The organism is Epilithonimonas mollis (assembly GCF_900142325.1).
GTDB classification, from domain to species: Bacteria; Bacteroidota; Bacteroidia; order Flavobacteriales; family Weeksellaceae; genus Epilithonimonas; species Epilithonimonas mollis.
Genome location: NZ_FRAM01000002.1, coordinates 933,990 through 950,605 on the forward strand (window position 1 = coordinate 933,990; position 16,616 = coordinate 950,605).

16 protein-coding genes are annotated in these 16,616 nt (G+C 37.0%); 4 read left to right on the forward strand and 12 right to left on the reverse strand.

The window, feature by feature from the left end:
• Positions 1–23 precede the first annotated feature (23 nt).
• Positions 24–494: an Lrp/AsnC family transcriptional regulator gene (locus tag BUA97_RS11810; RefSeq protein WP_072998288.1), complete on the forward strand. Its 471-nt coding sequence runs from the start codon at positions 24–26 to the stop codon at positions 492–494.
• A gap of 65 nt (positions 495–559) precedes the next feature.
• Positions 560–928, forward strand: coding sequence for a hypothetical protein (locus tag BUA97_RS11815; RefSeq protein WP_072998290.1), 369 nt, complete (start codon positions 560–562; stop codon positions 926–928).
• A gap of 282 nt (positions 929–1,210) precedes the next feature.
• Here BUA97_RS11815 and BUA97_RS11820 read toward each other — a convergent pair whose 3' ends face one another.
• From BUA97_RS11820 to BUA97_RS11835, 4 genes are all read right to left on the reverse strand, one after another.
• Positions 1,211–2,671 carry a transcriptional regulator gene (locus BUA97_RS11820; protein ID WP_072998292.1) on the reverse strand — a complete coding sequence of 487 codons (1,461 nt, stop codon included), beginning with the start codon at positions 2,669–2,671 and terminating at the stop codon, positions 1,211–1,213.
• 112 nt (positions 2,672–2,783) lie between these two features.
• The gene (locus BUA97_RS11825; RefSeq protein WP_072998294.1) at positions 2,784–3,350 is read right to left on the reverse strand and encodes an acyl carrier protein phosphodiesterase; all 567 of its coding nucleotides are present in this window, start codon (positions 3,348–3,350) and stop codon (positions 2,784–2,786) included.
• A gap of 22 nt (positions 3,351–3,372) precedes the next feature.
• Positions 3,373–4,716, reverse strand: a complete 1,344-nt coding sequence (gene radA / locus BUA97_RS11830; protein WP_072998296.1) for a DNA repair protein RadA — start codon at positions 4,714–4,716, stop codon at positions 3,373–3,375.
• Positions 4,717–4,718: 2 nt separating this feature from the next.
• A complete protein-coding gene (locus tag BUA97_RS11835) occupies positions 4,719–5,258 on the reverse strand; it encodes a hypothetical protein (protein ID WP_072998298.1) in 540 nt (179 codons plus the stop codon).
• 140 nt (positions 5,259–5,398) lie between these two features.
• On the opposite strand from BUA97_RS11835, the gene BUA97_RS11840 reads away from it, so the two are divergent.
• Complete coding sequence (locus BUA97_RS11840) at positions 5,399–5,899, forward strand: FKBP-type peptidyl-prolyl cis-trans isomerase (RefSeq protein WP_072998300.1); 501 nt, start codon at positions 5,399–5,401, stop codon at positions 5,897–5,899.
• Between the two features lie 79 nt (positions 5,900–5,978).
• Here the strand turns inward: BUA97_RS11840 and BUA97_RS11845 are convergent, their stop codons facing one another.
• The 5 genes from BUA97_RS11845 to ahcY form a co-directional block, all read right to left on the reverse strand.
• Positions 5,979–8,729, reverse strand: a complete 2,751-nt coding sequence (locus tag BUA97_RS11845) for a M4 family metallopeptidase (protein ID WP_072998302.1) — start codon at positions 8,727–8,729, stop codon at positions 5,979–5,981.
• 142 nt (positions 8,730–8,871) lie between these two features.
• Complete coding sequence (locus BUA97_RS11850; RefSeq protein WP_072998644.1) at positions 8,872–10,314, reverse strand: aminoacyl-histidine dipeptidase; 1,443 nt, start codon at positions 10,312–10,314, stop codon at positions 8,872–8,874.
• A 206-nt stretch (positions 10,315–10,520) separates the two neighbouring features.
• A complete protein-coding gene (locus BUA97_RS11855; RefSeq protein ID WP_072998304.1) occupies positions 10,521–11,324 on the reverse strand; it encodes a hypothetical protein in 804 nt (267 codons plus the stop codon).
• A gap of 139 nt (positions 11,325–11,463) precedes the next feature.
• A complete protein-coding gene (gene yiaA, locus BUA97_RS11860; protein ID WP_072998307.1) occupies positions 11,464–11,856 on the reverse strand; it encodes an inner membrane protein YiaA in 393 nt (130 codons plus the stop codon).
• Positions 11,857–11,967: 111 nt separating this feature from the next.
• Positions 11,968–13,281, reverse strand: a complete 1,314-nt coding sequence (ahcY, locus tag BUA97_RS11865; protein WP_072998309.1) for an adenosylhomocysteinase — start codon at positions 13,279–13,281, stop codon at positions 11,968–11,970.
• A gap of 168 nt (positions 13,282–13,449) precedes the next feature.
• Here ahcY and BUA97_RS11870 point away from each other — a divergent pair, with 168 nt between their 5' ends.
• Entirely contained in the window at positions 13,450–13,974 is a 525-nt protein-coding gene (locus tag BUA97_RS11870) for a HugZ family pyridoxamine 5'-phosphate oxidase (protein WP_072998311.1), read from the forward strand.
• Positions 13,975–14,115: 141 nt separating this feature from the next.
• Here the strand turns inward: BUA97_RS11870 and fabF are convergent, their stop codons facing one another.
• From fabF to BUA97_RS11885, 3 genes are read right to left on the reverse strand one after another with little or no spacing between them, the layout of a single operon-like run.
• Entirely contained in the window at positions 14,116–15,351 is a 1,236-nt protein-coding gene (fabF, locus tag BUA97_RS11875) for a beta-ketoacyl-ACP synthase II (RefSeq protein WP_072998313.1), read from the reverse strand.
• Entirely contained in the window at positions 15,351–15,782 is a 432-nt protein-coding gene (locus BUA97_RS11880) for a PaaI family thioesterase (protein WP_072998315.1), read from the reverse strand. The genes fabF and BUA97_RS11880 overlap by 1 nt, the downstream gene beginning before the upstream one ends.
• A 3-nt stretch (positions 15,783–15,785) precedes the next feature.
• Positions 15,786–16,502 (reverse strand): hypothetical protein, encoded by a 717-nt coding sequence (locus tag BUA97_RS11885; RefSeq protein WP_072998317.1) that lies wholly within the window; start codon positions 16,500–16,502, stop codon positions 15,786–15,788.
• Between the last annotated feature and the right edge of the window lie 114 nt (positions 16,503–16,616).

Below are 16,616 nucleotides of genomic sequence, written 5' to 3' on the forward strand. Positions count from 1 at the left end.
ATTAAATAAATAACAAAATTATAATGAACTATCAATTAGATGATATCGACAAAAAAATCCTGGATTTTTTAGTAGAAAATACAAGAATGCCTTTTACGGAAATCGCTAAGCAAATGGACGTTTCTGCAGGGACTATCCACGTTAGAGTAAAGAAGATGGAAGATGCTGGGATTATTCTTGGATCTTCTCTAAACATCGATTACAGCAAGCTGGATTATAACTTTACTGCTTTTATCGGTATTTTGCTTACAAAATCAAATCATACACAGGAAGTTCTAAAACAGTTGGCTCTTATCCCGAATGTAGTAGAAGCTAGTGTAACTTCCGGGAAGTATAATATTTTTTGTAAAATGAAAGCGAAAAATACTGAAGATGCAAAGCGAATCATTTACCAGATAGATGACATCCAGGATGTTATGAGAACAGAAAGTATGATCTCTATGGAAGAGTATATCAGTGATAAGAACCGTCTTATTAATGCGGTTAGTATATAGTTAGTTAATAGATTTCTATTAGAAAGAGCTTGTGAAAATAAGCTCTTTTTTTGTACATTTATATCATGAAATCAGTTGACAGAAGCTATAAGAAAAATAAAGATTATTATTTTATTTTCGGGTTAATATTGCTGGTGCTTTTACTCAGTATCAATACGGATCTGCAGGAGTATTCCCAGCATGAGCTGATCAACATCCCGGAAGGCTTTTTTTATTACACTTTCGGGGTAGATACTATGATTTTGATTAGCTGGCTTATGATATTGTTTTTTAGAAAAGCAGGCGTTATTCTTTTCCCGGTTTTTGTGATGCTGCATTTTGGACTTCATAATTATTTTCTGAGTACTTACTTGTATTCAGATATTACAGTGCTTTTTCTTTTTATCGGTATTGGATTGATTGCTGTTATTCCGCGATGGAAAATGCTGAAATAAGAAAAATAAAAAAGCTCCGGAAAAACCAGAGCATTGGTATCAGCAGTTCGATAGAAATTAATTAAGAAAAATACGGCTGATATAATCTGTGCCATCTTTACAGATGTGTTTCATCTTGTGTGCTTCTAAAATCTAGGGTTACGAGGGGATGTTTAATTTTCTTTTTGATGAGACAAAGATTGTCTTTTGAAACATTTTACGCAAAAAATCCGCTACTACTTAACTACTTCAATTTTGTAAAGGATTGATTTGCAAAATATAAATGTAAAATAATGGTATTCACTACAGATCCATCATCCATTTATTAAGGTCTACTTCCGAAGGGATTTCGAGTTTTTTTCTTAACCGGTTCTTTCTGGTTTCCACACTTCTTACAGATATATTGCTGTATTGTGCAATTTCTTTTGTTGTGAAATTAAGCTTCAGTAGAGCACAGAATTGTAACTGTCCTGTCGTCAGCTCAGGGTAGTTTGTAACCAGTTTATTATAGAAATACGGATAAACCTCCTTGAATCTGCTAAGGAAAGAAGAGTCGTTATTTTTTGCCAGTTCCAGCAGTTCTGCAAATGCATCATTTATTTTTAATTCCAGATGGCTCAGTTCTTCTTCTTTTTCTATCAGGTCATCCTCGATATTTTCTTTTTGTTCTTTTTCTTCTCTGTAGCTTTTAAAATATTTTAAAGTGAAAAAGAAAAAAAGGATCGCAAGAAAGAGAATGCAGCCGATGAAAATATAAAAATTCTGATACCAGCTTTTCTTTTCCTGTTCGATGATCGTAGTGTATGCGGAGTCTGTTTCTATTCTTTCTTTTTTTCTGATAATGTCAGACAACTCTCTGGATTTTTTGGTATAGTAGGAATATATTCTGTCATCGCCCAGTTTTTCATAGAGAGATGCAAGATCATCATAGATATATTGCAAACGGTAGATGTCGTTCGCTTTTTCGAATATCGGTAATGCCTGTTTGTAGTAATGGATGGAGCTGTCACTATTATTCATAGCAAGATAAGCATTTCCAAGTCCATACAATCCGAAAGCCTGATTGATGGAGTCGTTCTCCTGCTTTGCAAGCTGATAAGCCTTTCTACTGTAATATATTGCAGGCTTATAGTCATCAAGGTCGATATAAGTATATCCAAGACTGGAGTATTGTATGGCCAGCCAGCCATTTCTCTTCTTTCTGTTTTTTACCTTTTTATAATATTCCAGACTTTGCAAATCATACTTCAGGGTATTTTGAGGAGACTCATATTGTAGATTGTTGATCTCTGCTCTACCGGCATATACTTGACCCAGCGAACTGTTTTGATCATCATTATCTTTTATTTTTTTACAGGTCTCTTCTGCCTCCAGATTCATTTTCATTGCTTTTTCAAAAAATCCCAGGTAAGCATAAGCCTGAGCTCTGGCAAGCAAAGCCTGAACTATATGGTAATCATCATTTTCTCCATTGGCAAGATCATAGAGTTTTTCTGCAGTAATAAGGGCTTTTCCCTGTTCACCAAGTCCGAGATAAGAATTGATATCAGCTTTCAGGGACTTTGCTTTCCCCGGATAATAACCTATTTCGTCCGACAATTTATAAGTTTTGCTGCTGATTTTCAGTGCCTCGTTTCGGTCTGCCAGTTGGAATGTTCTGACAATCAGGCTGTCTATTGTTTTTGGGGTGTATTTTTGCGCTTCCGCTTTTGTAAAAAGCGAAAATAAAATGAATGCTGATAAAAATTTTTGTAGATACCTCACGACAAAATCAGAACGTCAAAAATATTAAATTTTAATATAAAATCTAGTATGAATGCCCGTTTAAGATTTTAAAAATGCAAAATTGGTAAGAAATACGTAAAGGTTTTTACGGTTATCCGTAATTTATCTTTACAACTTTCAGAATATCCGGAAAGAAATGATCAAAATGTAGTTGAAGAGATTCTTTATTGTCAAGAAAAATTTTAAAAACAGGTAAATCTTTTGCCAGATATTGTGCTTTATTCAGAACATTCTGCATACTGAATTGAATACCTCGGTCTTCTCTGTAATTAGAAAGCCAGTCATCCTGTTCCATTCTGATCAGCATTTTTTTGTAATGCTCCGGAAGCCACTTCTCGTTTTCCCAAAGAATTCTGTACGTTTTCTGAGCATGGTCATTCAATTCGTTTTCAGGATAATAATTGGCTGTAAAATAATCAAAGGCAACATCGACAAAAGCTCCGGAATACAGCCGTACTAATGGGCTAAAGATTTTTTTGGCTTCCGAAACTGCCGGATGAGAATCCGTGAATGTATCAATGAAACGATGCAATTTAATACCTTCCTGTATTTCTAACGGAAAGTTATCCCGCTCATTATTTTTGATGAAATCCGCAATCATATTCCCTACTAGTTGCCCGTCGGTGAATGATAAAATTGAATGAGCAAGATAGTTCATAACCTTGAATTAGTATTTAATATTAAAAAAGCCTTTCCACAAAATCCTCAATTTTACTGATTTCTTCTATCTTGATCCCGAATTTTCTTTTCGGAAGTTTGTTCAGATTCGATATGAATATCTTTTCATAACCCAGTTTTTCCGCTTCGGTAATTCTCTGTTCCGCCTGTGCAACCGGACGGATTTCTCCACTCAGTCCTATTTCTCCTGCAAAGCAATAATGTTCCGGAATCGCAATATCTTCATTACTAGATAAAATAGAAGCAACAACTGCCAAATCCAAAGCCGGATCATCCGTTTTGATTCCGCCAGTGATATTAAGGAAAACATCTTTTGATCCCAATTGGAAACCTGCTCTTTTTTCCAAAACTGCCAACAGCATATTAAGCCTTTTGGCATCAAAACCAGTCGAACTTCTTTGTGGTGTTCCGTAAACTGCGGTCGAAACCAAAGCCTGGATTTCCAACAACATCGGACGATTGCCTTCCAGAGTTACCGCCACAGAATTTCCGGAAAGCTCTTCTGATTTTTTGGTGATTAATATTTCGGAAGGATTTTTTATTTCTTTCAAACCTTGCGAAATCATTTCATAGATTCCAATTTCAGAAGTAGAACCGAAACGGTTTTTATTCGCTCTCAATAATCTGAACAAGTGATTTCTATCGCCATCAAAATTCAGAACCACATCTACCATATGTTCCAGAACTTTCGGTCCGGCGATTTGACCGTCTTTGGTGATATGACCAACCAGGAAAACCGGAATATTATTTTCTTTAGCAAATTTGATAATTTCGTTGGAGCATTCACGGATTTGAGAAACTGTTCCGGGCGAACTTTCTATCAACTGGGATTGCAGCGTCTGGATAGAATCGATAATCATAAAATCGGGCATCAATTTTTTGGCTTCGTGCAGGATTTTCTCAACATTAGTTTCGGTAAAAAGGAAACAATTCGGATTTTTAACTTCCGCCAAACGGTCGGCTCTCATTTTGATTTGCGACGCACTTTCTTCTCCGGAAACATACAGAATTTTTTTCTTCATCTTCAAAGCCAATTGAAGAAGCAGAGTCGATTTTCCGATGCCTGGTTCTCCGCCAATCAATGTTACCGAACCTAGAACAATTCCGCCACCCAAAACTCTGTCGAGTTCTTCGGAAGGTGTTTTGATTCTCGGTTCTTCATTGGTTTCAACTTCGATAATGTTGATGATGGACGATTTTGATTTTGTCGCCACCGATTTGGTTGATTTTTCTACTATTTCTTCTACCAACGTGTTCCACTCGCCACAGGTTTTACATTGTCCGTGCCACTGAGAATATTGTGCACCGCAGTTCTGACAGAAATATTGAGTTTTGAGTTTTGCCATTTTTAATCAATAGGTAAAAATTCTAATTCAGAAACTTTTTCTTTTTTACATTTATTTTCAATTTTTCTAAAAGAATCTTTGTTTTCAAAAGGTGTCATAAGATAAGATTTATCATCAATTTTAAACAGAGCAATTTGATAATTTAAATCGTATCCTGTGACCTTTATTTGAAGAATTTGCTTTTTATCTTTAGAGAAATCAATAAAAAACTTATTGGTACTATTAATATCTTCTCTGATATCATATTTAATAAATTCTGGTTCTATTTGATATCGAATCTCTACAATTCCTGGTTGTGTTTTCCAGTCAATAAAAAAAGTATTTCCATCACAAGGTTGATAAATCAGATATCCTTTTTTGTCTTTTTTTATTTCAATCCATTGTTCAGCAATATTCTTATTTGCCCAATTTTTTTCAAAAGGTTTTATTGATGTTTTCGGATTTATTTCAATAATGTTTTGCTTTACTTCTTGTTGACAATTTATTTGAATTGAAAAACAAAATATGATAAAAAATAAGATGATTGTTCTGAGTTTTGCCATTCTGCTAAGTTCCAGAAAATTTCGGAAAATAAAAAATCAGAATCGGCTTTAAAAAGAGTAATAACGTTTTATTTTGAAAAGAGTAAATTTGCTAATTATACACATGCTGATATTATCAGAAAATTTTAAATTATTTAAAAATGGCATTAGACAAAAATCACGTAGTAACTTTGAAATACGTTCTACATACTAATGATGAAGCAGGAGAAAGAATCTTTGTAGAAGAGACTTCTGCTGAACAACCGATGACTTTTCTTTACGGCGTAGGAATGATGATTCCTAAATTCGAACAAGAAATTGAAAACCTAAATATTGGTGACAAAACTTCTTTTACCATCGAACCTAGCGAAGGTTACGGAGAGAGAGACCCTCAAGCTGTAACACAATTGCCTTTGGATATGTTCCAGGGTCAGGAATTGCCGCCAGCTGGTGCAGTCTTACCATTGTCTGACAATCAGGGAAATAATTTTCAGGCGCTTGTAATAGAAGTTACGCCGGAAGCAGTGATTGTTGATCTGAATCATCCAATGGCAGGAAGGCCTTTGCATTTTGATGTTGAACTTTTGAATTCGCGTCCTGCAACGGAAGAAGAACTGGCACACGGTCATGCTCACGGAGAAGACGGTCATTCTGGACATTAATTATATAAGAATATTAAATTATATAAAATACAAAAGCTTCCAACATGGGAAGCTTTTGTTGTATTAGAGATTAAGTTTTCTATTTTTTAATGAATTTCTGAGTTGATTTTTCTCCTTTGTTGTTGGTAAGTTCAATGATGTAATTTCCGGTAGAAAGTTTATTTACATCAATTTTGTTATCAACGGATTTTCCATTAGCAACCACTTGTCCCGCAGGATTGATGATTCTATAAACTGATTCTCCGGAGTCTTTCGACTGGATATTAAGAATATCTTTTACAGGATTAGGGTAAATAAGAGTTTGGTTTTTAGCGGATAAATCCGACACAGCAAGTGCTTTTTTCTTGGCAACTACCGTGTAGTCTTCAACCTGTCCGTAAGTGAATGATTCACAGCTTGTAGGGACACCGTTATATTTCATGGAAACTCTCATTCCTAACGGGGCATCAAAAGTAATATTGGAAGGTATTGTTATGTTTCCAGTTACAGGAGTAGCCGTGGTTGCAGGAACCGAAAGTACACGCTCATTGGCATCGGTAAAATCTCCATCTCCGTTCCAATCGATGAAAACTGCATAGCCTTCATTGTATGAAGTTGAACCCCAGGATGGTGTAATGCTTATAGGATAAGTGTTTCCTTCCGTAACTTCTGCAGAAATATGGCTAAAATCTTCATAACCGGATGTTCCTGTACTAGGGTTGTCAATACCAGCAAAAACCACTCTTTTTATTTTCTCATCTGCGGTATTGCTGCTTTGTGAGTTACAGTATTCAGCTTGATTAGTGGTTGTAACATTAACGATGTTGCTTTGGGACGAAATGTTTCCATATACGTCAATGGCTTTGACAGAGAAAGTATAGGCCGTCATTTTGGTTAGTCCTGTAGCCTTGTAATTGATCGTGGCTGTTCTGGCGATTTCTGTGCCATTTCTGTAAACAATATATCCGTCTACACCTTCGTTATCGGTGGATGCATTCCAGACAAGGTTTACACTTGTGCCTTTGATATTGTTGGCCACAAGATTAGTAGGCACAGTTGGAGGTATAATATCTGGAGTGCTGAGATATCTTACACCAACGCCTACAGCATAGAAAGCATCCTGAACAGCAATCATTTCCGGAGAATTGTCCCCATAAAGATCTTTGGCGGTTTGTATTCCAAAATCCCTTGTGTTCTTATAAGTAGAATTGGCTGTCAGATAAGTGCTTTCCAAACGATAAACGATCTTCTCAGCTTTTTCCCAGCCGATTCCGGTTACGCTATATGATTTTCCAACGTCATTGGTTCCTGTTTTCCCCATTACCAGGATATAGAACCAATGGTTCAGAACGCCGCTGTTGGTATGTACACCACAGTAATCATTTCCAAAACTTCCTCCGATAGGTGTTGCGCAGCCTTCTTCTACTGTTGCAGCTTTCCAGTTGATTCCGCGGTAAGTATCCGGCTGCGCAGATAGTGCCACTTTTGGATTGCTCATGGAACGCAGATAACCTGGTGAGGCTTTTGTGATATCTTCGCCGATAATGAAAGCTTGTTTTTCAGGAGCATATTTATGCTCTACAATTGCTCCCCAAATGTCAGAAAATCCTTCATTCAGCGCACCCGATTCTCTCTCGTAAGCAAGATCTGCGGTATATTCGCAGACGGCATGTCCTAACTCGTGGGCAGTCACATCAAAACCTGTCAATGGTTTAAAAGTGGTTGCGCCGTCACCGTAGATCATTTCAGAGCCTGTCCAGCCGGCGTTTTCGTAGCTGCTTCCGTAATGGACATAGCTTTTCAGTAAAGCACCATTGTTATCATAACTGTTCCTGTTGAAGGTGTCTTTAAAATAATCATAGGTTTTTTCAACACCCCAATGGGCATCAAGAGCTGCATTGTCGAATGTTGTATTATTATATTCTGCGGCAGTCCAGTTGTTGTCCGTGTCTTTGAAATCTACACCGCTGCTGATAGTGGAAGACTTTTTCAGGTTGTAAGTTCTGACACCGTTTCCTCTGGTCATATCCTGCAAAATATAAGAGCCGGCAACCAGATTCGTTTCTATAGTTTTGGTTCCGCTGTATCTCGTTTCGGCAGTTCCGGCAGCAAGAAGTATTGGTTCAGATTTTTTTGGAGCATTGATGCGGATCGGGTCTTGTTTTTTTACTAGGCTTGGAATAAGGTTTTCTTCGGCATTGTGTTTCAAAACTGCGTTTGAGAAAACAACTCTTCCTTCCAGAGCATCAATATATATGATTGATCTGCTGATAGGTTGTGCTGCATATATGTCAAACTTATAAACAAGCAGAAGACTGTGCTCATCTTCTCCTGTCTGCACAGGAAGCAGGACGAGCTCGCCTGTTGGTTTTTTGTAAGAATTATTGCTGATGTACTCAGCGTCTTCCCACATATATTTTCTGGCATTGACATAACCAATTGCTTTTGAAAACGCTTCGGAAGCAGAGATTCTTGGTGTGGTAACCGCATTTTTTGTGGAGAAAATATCTCCGTTCATGCTGGTCAGATTTCCGTTTTTGTAATGCAAATTATACCTTCCGAATTCTACTTTCAGATTATTAAAATACATCTGATAATTTTCATCCAAAAAAGCACCATTCGTTTGACTTTTCTGAAGTTTCATCTCTGCACCGGGAGACAGATTGAGAAGCGTAGTGAATAAATCCGAAGATGTGGCTGCTGTGAGTTGATTGTTTTTTTTGAAAGTAATCAGATTAATATTACCTTTTGTATCAGTAATTTTTTTCTCAATGTAGTCCTGCGCATTTGCGGAAAATGAGAATCCGACAAGGCTGCACAAGATACCAATTCGTAAAATTTCTTTCTTCATATATTATAGGATTAATTGATTGCAATTTATTAAAAATATTTACTAAATTTTTAATATTACTCTTATTTTAATATTAATTTATTAATATTAATGCTTCTAATAAAAAAATCCGGCAATTGCCGGATTTGCATTCTGTAGATGGTTAATTCTTCAGAGGGATATTTTTCAGGATTTCCTGGGTATATTTCCAGAATTTCTGGGTAGATGAGATACTGGCCCTTTCGTCCGGTGAGTGCGCACCTTTTATCGTCGGTCCGAAACTTACCATTTCCATTTTGGGATAATTAGCGCCTATTATTCCGCATTCCAAACCTGCGTGACAGGCTACAACCATAGGTTTTTCTCCAAAATTAGATTCGTAAAGTTCTGTCATTACTTTGATGATTTCTGCATCCGGTTTCGGTTTCCAGCCAGGATAGGAACCTCCAAATTCTGTTCTTAAAGAATTGCTTTCGAAAGCTGATTTCAGCTGATGGGCAACTTCCCATTTCGTAGATTCTACAGATGAGCGTGTTAAATTGAGGATTTTGATCTCTCCATTTTTCAATTCAATTCTGGCAACATTGTTAGATGCTTCTACCAAACCTTCCACATCCGGACTCATTCGGAAAACACCATTATGAGCTGCATTGATTGCGAAAATTGTTTTCTTGGAATCTTCAGCAGAAATCGCCTGTTCCGATGAATCTGTTTTTTCGATATTAATAACTAAATCTTTTTCTATTGAAGCAAATTCTTCCAGAATATCAGATTTCAATTGTTCAGTTTTTGAACAAAAATCCTTTGAGTTTTCAACTGAAATAACCGCTTTGGCTTCTCTCGGAATTGCATTTCTCAAACTTCCTCCATCAATAGAAATTAATTGAATCTGATTATCTAATCCTTCAAATAAAAATCTTCCCAACAATTTATTCGAGTTTCCAAGACCTTTGTGAATATCCATTCCGGAATGTCCGCCTTTCAGACCTTTGATTTCGATTTTAAAAGTTTCGCCTTTCGTTTCTTGTAATTCGAATTTTGCAGAAGCCGTCACATCTACACCGCCTGCACAACCGATATCGATTTCGTCATCTTCTTCAGTGTCAAGATTAAGAAGAATTTCTCCTTTTAATTGTCCCGGTTTCAAAGCCAATGCACCTGTCATCCCTGTTTCTTCGTCAATGGTGAAAAGAGCTTCCAGTTCCGGGTGAGCAATATCATTACTTTCCAGGATGGACATTATTGTTGCGACACCTAATCCGTTATCAGCACCCAGGGTTGTACCTTTTGCTCTAACCCAATCGCCGTCCACATACATCTGGATTCCCTGGGTTTCAAAATCAAAATCAACATCGTTATTTTTTTGACAAACCATATCAAGGTGCGATTGCATTACGATTGGCGTCCGGTTTTCCATTCCCGGCGTTGCGGGTTTCGTGATAATGACATTTCCAACTTCGTCAACAGTTGTTGGCAATCCCAGATTCTCTCCGAATTGTTTTATGAATTGTATAACTTTTTCTTCTTTTTTTGATGGTCTCGGAACCGAATTCAGTGCTTCGAAGTTTTTCCAGATCACTTTTGGTTCCAGTTGTGAATATTCCATTTTTTTTGAAATTTTTTGAGCTAGCAATTTAAATATAATTCTAATGATTTAAAACAAAACCCCTCAAATTATTGAGAGGTTTTGTTAATGTAGTTTTTATTAAATTTCTTAATTTTCACTCATATTTTTCCACATGTTTTTCTGAACGATAACTGCAAGTGTATTAAAGTTTTGAAAGAACAAAGCCTTCGGGCGAATAAGAATGTTTATTTTATTATATATTCATAATTATACTTTACCGAAATATTTCCGTTAGATTCTTTTCCAATGATTTGTATAGGATAGTTAGCGTCGTTGTATTGTATAGTATAGATAACTGATTGGCTTTGCGACCAGGTGCCGTCAGCATTTTTGTAACTAATCTTACCCGATATGTAGTTGTTTTTACTCAATACATCCGCACCTCCCATCATAATCTTTAAATACTTATTAATGTTGGTGTATGGGTTTGGTTTGTCATCATAAGAAGATTCTGTTTTGTATGTATAACTTATGGTTCCTGTCATTACAACAGTTTCTACAGACACATTATCTCCATTGTACAAATATGTGTTTCTACTTGGATTAGAACAGTTTTCTGATTCACAAAAACTTGATTTTGTGACTCTTCCATTGGAATCATAGCTGTAAGAAACACTTCTGTTGAATAATGGATTACTGTAAACAGCTTTTATACTTGTCAGCTGTTCTCCGTTGTAAGTATATAAACTCGAGTATTCTAAAGTTTTATCAGGCTTATAGTAATTGGTTTTTGTTGGTTTGCCGTTGCTGTCATACTCAAATACGGCGGATGAACCATCGGATTCTGAACCTGTCACTTGATTTTTATCATTGTATGTCAAAGTACTAATGACTATTTCCGGGTTAGATGGATTATCATAATAAGTGGTTGTGATCTTGCTCAGCAGTAACTTTTTATCAGATGTGATATCTTCAGTTTCATCATCATTGCTACAGCTTGAGAAGATAATTGAGCCGGCTAGCAAACTCAGGAAAACGTGGTTTTTCATTGCTCTTATTTTTATGCAATTTATCATAATCTTTGAGACTGCAAAAATATAGGATTATAATATGTCAATTTTAAAATTTATTCTAATAAGAAGCTCCCAAGAATTCTTGAAAGTTATTCTTTATTAGCATGACGGTTTTTTAGTTTTCCATCATATTATCCCGTGTGTTTTTCTGAACCGCAATGGCTCCAAAAAGTGCGAGCAAAAATGCAAAAGCATAAAACCCTTTTTCACTTGGCAGAATAGTGGCATTCCAGAGTCCGATGACCAAAAGAACGATGGATGATAATGTGGCAAACCAGCAAAGTCCGTAATAGATGTCGGTCACTTTGATATTTTCCATTTTGTCGCGGACGGCTTTCTGCACAGAAACGACAGCGAAAAGACCGTAGAGCAGAATGGTGAAATAATAACCTTTTTCATTCAGCTCCATTTCGGCTCTTGCAAGACCTGTGATAAAGCCGATCATTCCTGCTCCGAGAGCAATCCATGAAGCTGCGACGAAAGCGTTCGATACTTTTTGTTTTGCCATTAGATTTATGTTTTTATTAATTAAAATCAAATATATTGTTTTTTTATTCAGAGAAACAAAAAACTCCCCAAAAAATTGGAGAGTTTCTATTATATAGTAAGATTAAAAATCTTAGTATCTGTAATACTCTGGTTTGAAAGGTCCTTCCACTGGAACACCAATGTAATCAGCTTGTTCCGTAGAAAGAACTTCTAACTCAACGCTTAATTTCTTAAGATGAAGCGCTGCTACTTTCTCGTCCAAATGTTTTGGCAACATATAAACTTCGTTTCCATAAGCTGCAGAGTTGGTCCAAAGTTCGATCTGAGCCAAAGTCTGGTTAGAGAATGAGTTAGACATCACGAAAGACGGGTGACCAGTTGCACAACCCAGGTTTACCAATCTACCTTCAGCAAGAATAATAACTTCTTTACCTTCAATAGTGTAGATGTCAACCTGAGGTTTCACTTCTGATTTTGTGTGACCGTAGTTTTCGTTCAGCCAGGCCATATCGATTTCGTTATCGAAGTGACCGATATTACAAACAATCGCTTTATCTTTCAATTTCAAGAAATGTTCTTTTCTTACAATATTGAAGTTACCAGTCGTCGTGATTACGATATCTGCGTTATCAACTACAGTGTCTAATCTCTTCACTTCGTAACCATCCATTGCTGCCTGAAGCGCACAGATTGGATCGATTTCAGTTACAGTAACGATAGAACCTGCTCCTCTGAAGGATGCGGCAGTACCTTTACCTACGTCTCCGTATCCGCAAACTACAACTCTTTTTCCGGCCAACATCACGTCAGTAGCTCTTCTTACAGCGTCTACTGCAGATTCTTTACAACCGTATTTGTTATCGAATTTAGATTTAGTAACCGAATCATTGACGTTTATTGCAGGCATTACCAAAGTCCCGTTTTTCATTCTTTCGTACAATCTGTGAACACCAGTTGTGGTTTCTTCAGAAAGTCCTTTGATCCCTGCGGTTAGTTCAGGAAATTTGTCAAAAACCATATTCGTTAAGTCTCCACCATCGTCAAGAATCATATTTAATGGTTTTCTTTCTTCACCAAAGAAAATAGTCTGCTCTATACACCAGTCAAATTCCTCCGCATTCATTCCTTTCCAGGCATAAACAGGAATTCCGGCAGCAGCAATCGCGGCAGCGGCATGATCCTGAGTAGAGAAAATGTTACAAGAAGACCAGGTAACATCTGCACCAAGTGCTACCAAAGTTTCAATTAAAACCGCAGTCTGGATGGTCATGTGAAGACATCCAGCGATTCTTGCACCTTTCAAAGGCTGAGATGGTCCGTATTCTTCACGGATTGCCATCAAACCTGGCATTTCTGCTTCAGCTAAAGTGATTTCTTTTCTTCCCCATTCTGCCAGAGAAATGTCCTTCACTTTGTAAGGAACGTATTGTGTTGTTGTACTCATATCGATAATTAAAAATATTTAAAAATCTGATTTAAAAATCAAAGTGCAAAAATACAATATATAATTAAGATAAAAAAACCATAAATTTTCATATTTATGATAATTCACATTGTTATTTTTATTTATTTTAAATATAAATAATATATTTTTGTTTTATATTAATAAACTATGAGCGAAAAGATGCAAGAAGCAAAGAGACAGGCCAAACCAATTGCGCCACAAGTAAAAGAATTAATTTCCAAAACGCTGAGCGTGACCTTGGCAACTGTAGATGCAGAAGGAACACCGAATGCAAGCTATGCACCATTTGTACAAATCGGTAACAAATTTTATGTTCTGGTTTCCTTTATGGCAAAACATACCAAAAATCTTTCAGAAAGTAGAAAAGTATCCGCTATGTTCATCGAGGATGAGTCTGCTACGAAACAGGTCTATGCAAGAGAAAGACTAACTGTTGAGGTTTCGACGTCCCAAATCGAGAGAGATTCTGACGATTGGAATAACATCGTTGGAAAGTTAAAAGAAAGACACGGAAAAATCGTAGATATTTTGAACGAAATGACCGATTTTATTCTAGTTGCTCTTCATCCTGTAAAAGGGGCTTATGTGAATGGTTTCGGAAGTGCATATTTTGTCGATCAGAATCTTGAGATTTTGGAACACAGAAACGATATCAATCACACACAGAAATAATAACGACTTCAAAATATATCAAAGGGCTTAGTTTTTACTAAGCCTTTATTTTAAAGTATTCGACTCCGATCGGACAGACATCGCTAAAATTCTAATAGTTAGTGTTAGAATAGTCACAGAGTGGAGTTGAAGTGTTTCAATTTAAATTTTTCTAAAAATTACCGTTGAGTTATGACCTCCGAAACCAAACGCATTACTCATTGCAATAGTGATTGGTTTTTCCTTATTTTCAGTAATGATATTGATACCTTGAGGAATATTCTCATCCAATTTTGAAACATTAATGGTTGCAGGTATGATATTCTCCTGAATTGCTTTGATGCAAATAATTGCTTCAACCGCACCTGCAGCTCCGAGCAAATGTCCCGTCATAGATTTGGTCGCACTGATGTCCAAGTTCGGACTTTCTTTGAAAACTTTATTAATAGCGTTTAGTTCTGCTAAATCTCCAATTGGAGTAGAAGTGGCGTGTGGATTCAGGTAGTCAACTTGTTCTGGTAGAATTTCTGCGTCTTGTAAAGCCAATTCCATCGATTTTGCAGCACCAATTCCTTCCGGATGTGGTGCGGTCATATGATACGCATCGGCTGTCATCGCTGCGCCAATCAGTTCTGCATAGATTTTGGCACCTCTTGCTTTGGCGTGTTCGTGCTCTTCCAAAATCAATGCGCCGGCACCTTCTCCCATTATAAAACCGTCACGATCTACATCGTAAGGTCGACTTGCAATTTTTGGATTATCATTTCTGGTGGACATTGCTTTCAGTGATGAAAATCCACCTAATGAAGCTGCTGTAATCGGAGCTTCCGAGCCACCGCTAATGATCATTTTTGCTTTACCCCAACGGATATAATTAAAAGCATCCATAAAAGCTGTGTTCGCTGTCGCACAAGCGGAAACTGTGGTATAATTTATTCCACGCAGACCATATTTCATCGAAATCATTCCCGACGCCATATTGGCAATGAGCTTCGGAACGAAAAACGGATTGAATCTCGGTGTTCCATCTCCTGAAACATATTCAGTAACTTCATTTTCAAAAGTTTCCATTCCGCCTTGCCCAGTTCCCCAAATTACACCAATGTCGAAAGGGTCGGTATTTTCCAAATCTAAATTAGAATCCTCCATTGCCTGAGCAGCTGAATAAATTGCATATTGAGTGAAAAGGTCACTTCTTTTGATTTCGTTTTTGTCCAGATATTTTTCCGGCGCGAAGTTTTTGACCTCGGCGGCAAACTGGACTTTAAATTTTTCCGGATCAAAATGAGTGATTTTATCAGCCCCACTTTTACCTTTCAGGATATTATTCCAAAAAGTGTCAACATTGTTTCCTAATGGCGTTACTGCGCCCATTCCGGTGATTACGACCCGTTTCATTATCTTATAATTTGTGTTTTGAATAAGTTAGAAGTGCCTTTTGCAATCAGTTTGGATTTGTCGGCGTTCCAGATTTCGCAAGTGGCGTTGATGAATTGTTTTCCCAATTTTGTGATGTGTGTTTCGGCAATGATATTTTCGCCTTCTTTCCCGATGGAGAAATAATCGATGACATTGTTAATCGTGGTGTAAAATGTGGGTTCATTCAAAGAGAACATTGTTGCGCCCAAAACGTCATCAATAATCGCTGCTGTCACGCCACCGTGAAGATTCCCGATGGGATTCAGCCATTCCGGACGAATCGCATACCGGAATTCCAGATGTCCTTTATCTGCAGATACGACGATTGGTTTCAACCAACGCATAAACGGCGAGGGTGAATCTTTGAATTCTTGTCCTATTAATGATTGCAAATGTGCTAATCTATCCATAGTTTAAAAATCTTTTTTAATAATTAATTGTCTGATGGAAACCAAATGTCCAAACAGCACGACCGGAACAATGAAGGTCGGCAACCAGCTAAAAGGGAAATACAAGACAGCAACGTTTGGTTGTTCAAAAGCCAATTTCTGAATCGAAAATGGTGCAGAAAGCAATGCGTTGGTCACAATATTAACTAAAAGTCCGAGGCATATCAAATTCCAAATCAATAGAAAATTGTGGCTTAATTTTCTTTTTGTGAAGACCAAATAAGCGACAATTGGTGCTGAGATTCCTGATAAAATATCAAAATTCCTCCCTTCGAAGGTCATCAGTTCTGGAATTTCTTTCTCGATGAAAAGCCAGTATAAAACCAATTCTACAGGAATCCGGATAATATTCAGATACGTTATATTTTCGAGTGGTAAGCTGTCTGTAAATTCTCTTCCATTCTTTGTAACCAATAATAAAATAATCAATAAAAGTGGCGGCAGAATCCCGAAAATAAACAGCTTTGGCGGAAATGCGGACAAATTCTGGCTGTAAAAATGACTCAATGTCAAAGCCATTTGTGCCGTCAGCCAGATGATTAAGCCAATGAGAATTGGTTTTGATTTCTTCCTCATCTTATCTGAATCGGAGTTTCTGATTATTCCAAAGAACAAAAGCAAAGTCACAACTGTTGTCAGTATAAAGGTGATAACGATGTATGTTGGCAGATTCTGTATCATAATTTTTTGTTTTGTTGATTAGTAAAGATGGAAAAGGTTCTAATAATGTGGACTCTTGTTTTGATGCCGAAACCCGCAGCCCGACTTGAACGGAGCTCTTTTTTTATTGCGAAT

What these genes read in the sequence shown, in the direction of transcription:
- BUA97_RS11810 (WP_072998288.1), top strand. Translation starts at nt 24, where the DNA reads ATGAACTATCAATTAGATGATATCGACAAAAAAATCCTGGATTTTTTA.
- BUA97_RS11815 (WP_072998290.1), top strand. Translation starts at nt 560, where the DNA reads ATGAAATCAGTTGACAGAAGCTATAAGAAAAATAAAGATTATTATTTT.
- BUA97_RS11825 (WP_072998294.1), bottom strand. Translation starts at nt 3,350, where the DNA reads ATGAACTATCTTGCTCATTCAATTTTATCATTCACCGACGGGCAACTA.
- radA (WP_072998296.1), bottom strand. Translation starts at nt 4,716, where the DNA reads ATGGCAAAACTCAAAACTCAATATTTCTGTCAGAACTGCGGTGCACAA.
- BUA97_RS11835 (WP_072998298.1), bottom strand. Translation starts at nt 5,258, where the DNA reads ATGGCAAAACTCAGAACAATCATCTTATTTTTTATCATATTTTGTTTT.
- BUA97_RS11840 (WP_072998300.1), top strand. Translation starts at nt 5,399, where the DNA reads ATGGCATTAGACAAAAATCACGTAGTAACTTTGAAATACGTTCTACAT.
- BUA97_RS11845 (WP_072998302.1), bottom strand. Translation starts at nt 8,729, where the DNA reads ATGAAGAAAGAAATTTTACGAATTGGTATCTTGTGCAGCCTTGTCGGA.
- BUA97_RS11850 (WP_072998644.1), bottom strand. Translation starts at nt 10,314, where the DNA reads ATGGAATATTCACAACTGGAACCAAAAGTGATCTGGAAAAACTTCGAA.
- BUA97_RS11855 (WP_072998304.1), bottom strand. Translation starts at nt 11,324, where the DNA reads ATGAAAAACCACGTTTTCCTGAGTTTGCTAGCCGGCTCAATTATCTTC.
- yiaA (WP_072998307.1), bottom strand. Translation starts at nt 11,856, where the DNA reads ATGGCAAAACAAAAAGTATCGAACGCTTTCGTCGCAGCTTCATGGATT.
- ahcY (WP_072998309.1), bottom strand. Translation starts at nt 13,281, where the DNA reads ATGAGTACAACAACACAATACGTTCCTTACAAAGTGAAGGACATTTCT.
- BUA97_RS11870 (WP_072998311.1), top strand. Translation starts at nt 13,450, where the DNA reads ATGAGCGAAAAGATGCAAGAAGCAAAGAGACAGGCCAAACCAATTGCG.
- fabF (WP_072998313.1), bottom strand. Translation starts at nt 15,351, where the DNA reads ATGAAACGGGTCGTAATCACCGGAATGGGCGCAGTAACGCCATTAGGA.
- BUA97_RS11880 (WP_072998315.1), bottom strand. Translation starts at nt 15,782, where the DNA reads ATGGATAGATTAGCACATTTGCAATCATTAATAGGACAAGAATTCAAA.
- BUA97_RS11885 (WP_072998317.1), bottom strand. Translation starts at nt 16,502, where the DNA reads ATGATACAGAATCTGCCAACATACATCGTTATCACCTTTATACTGACA.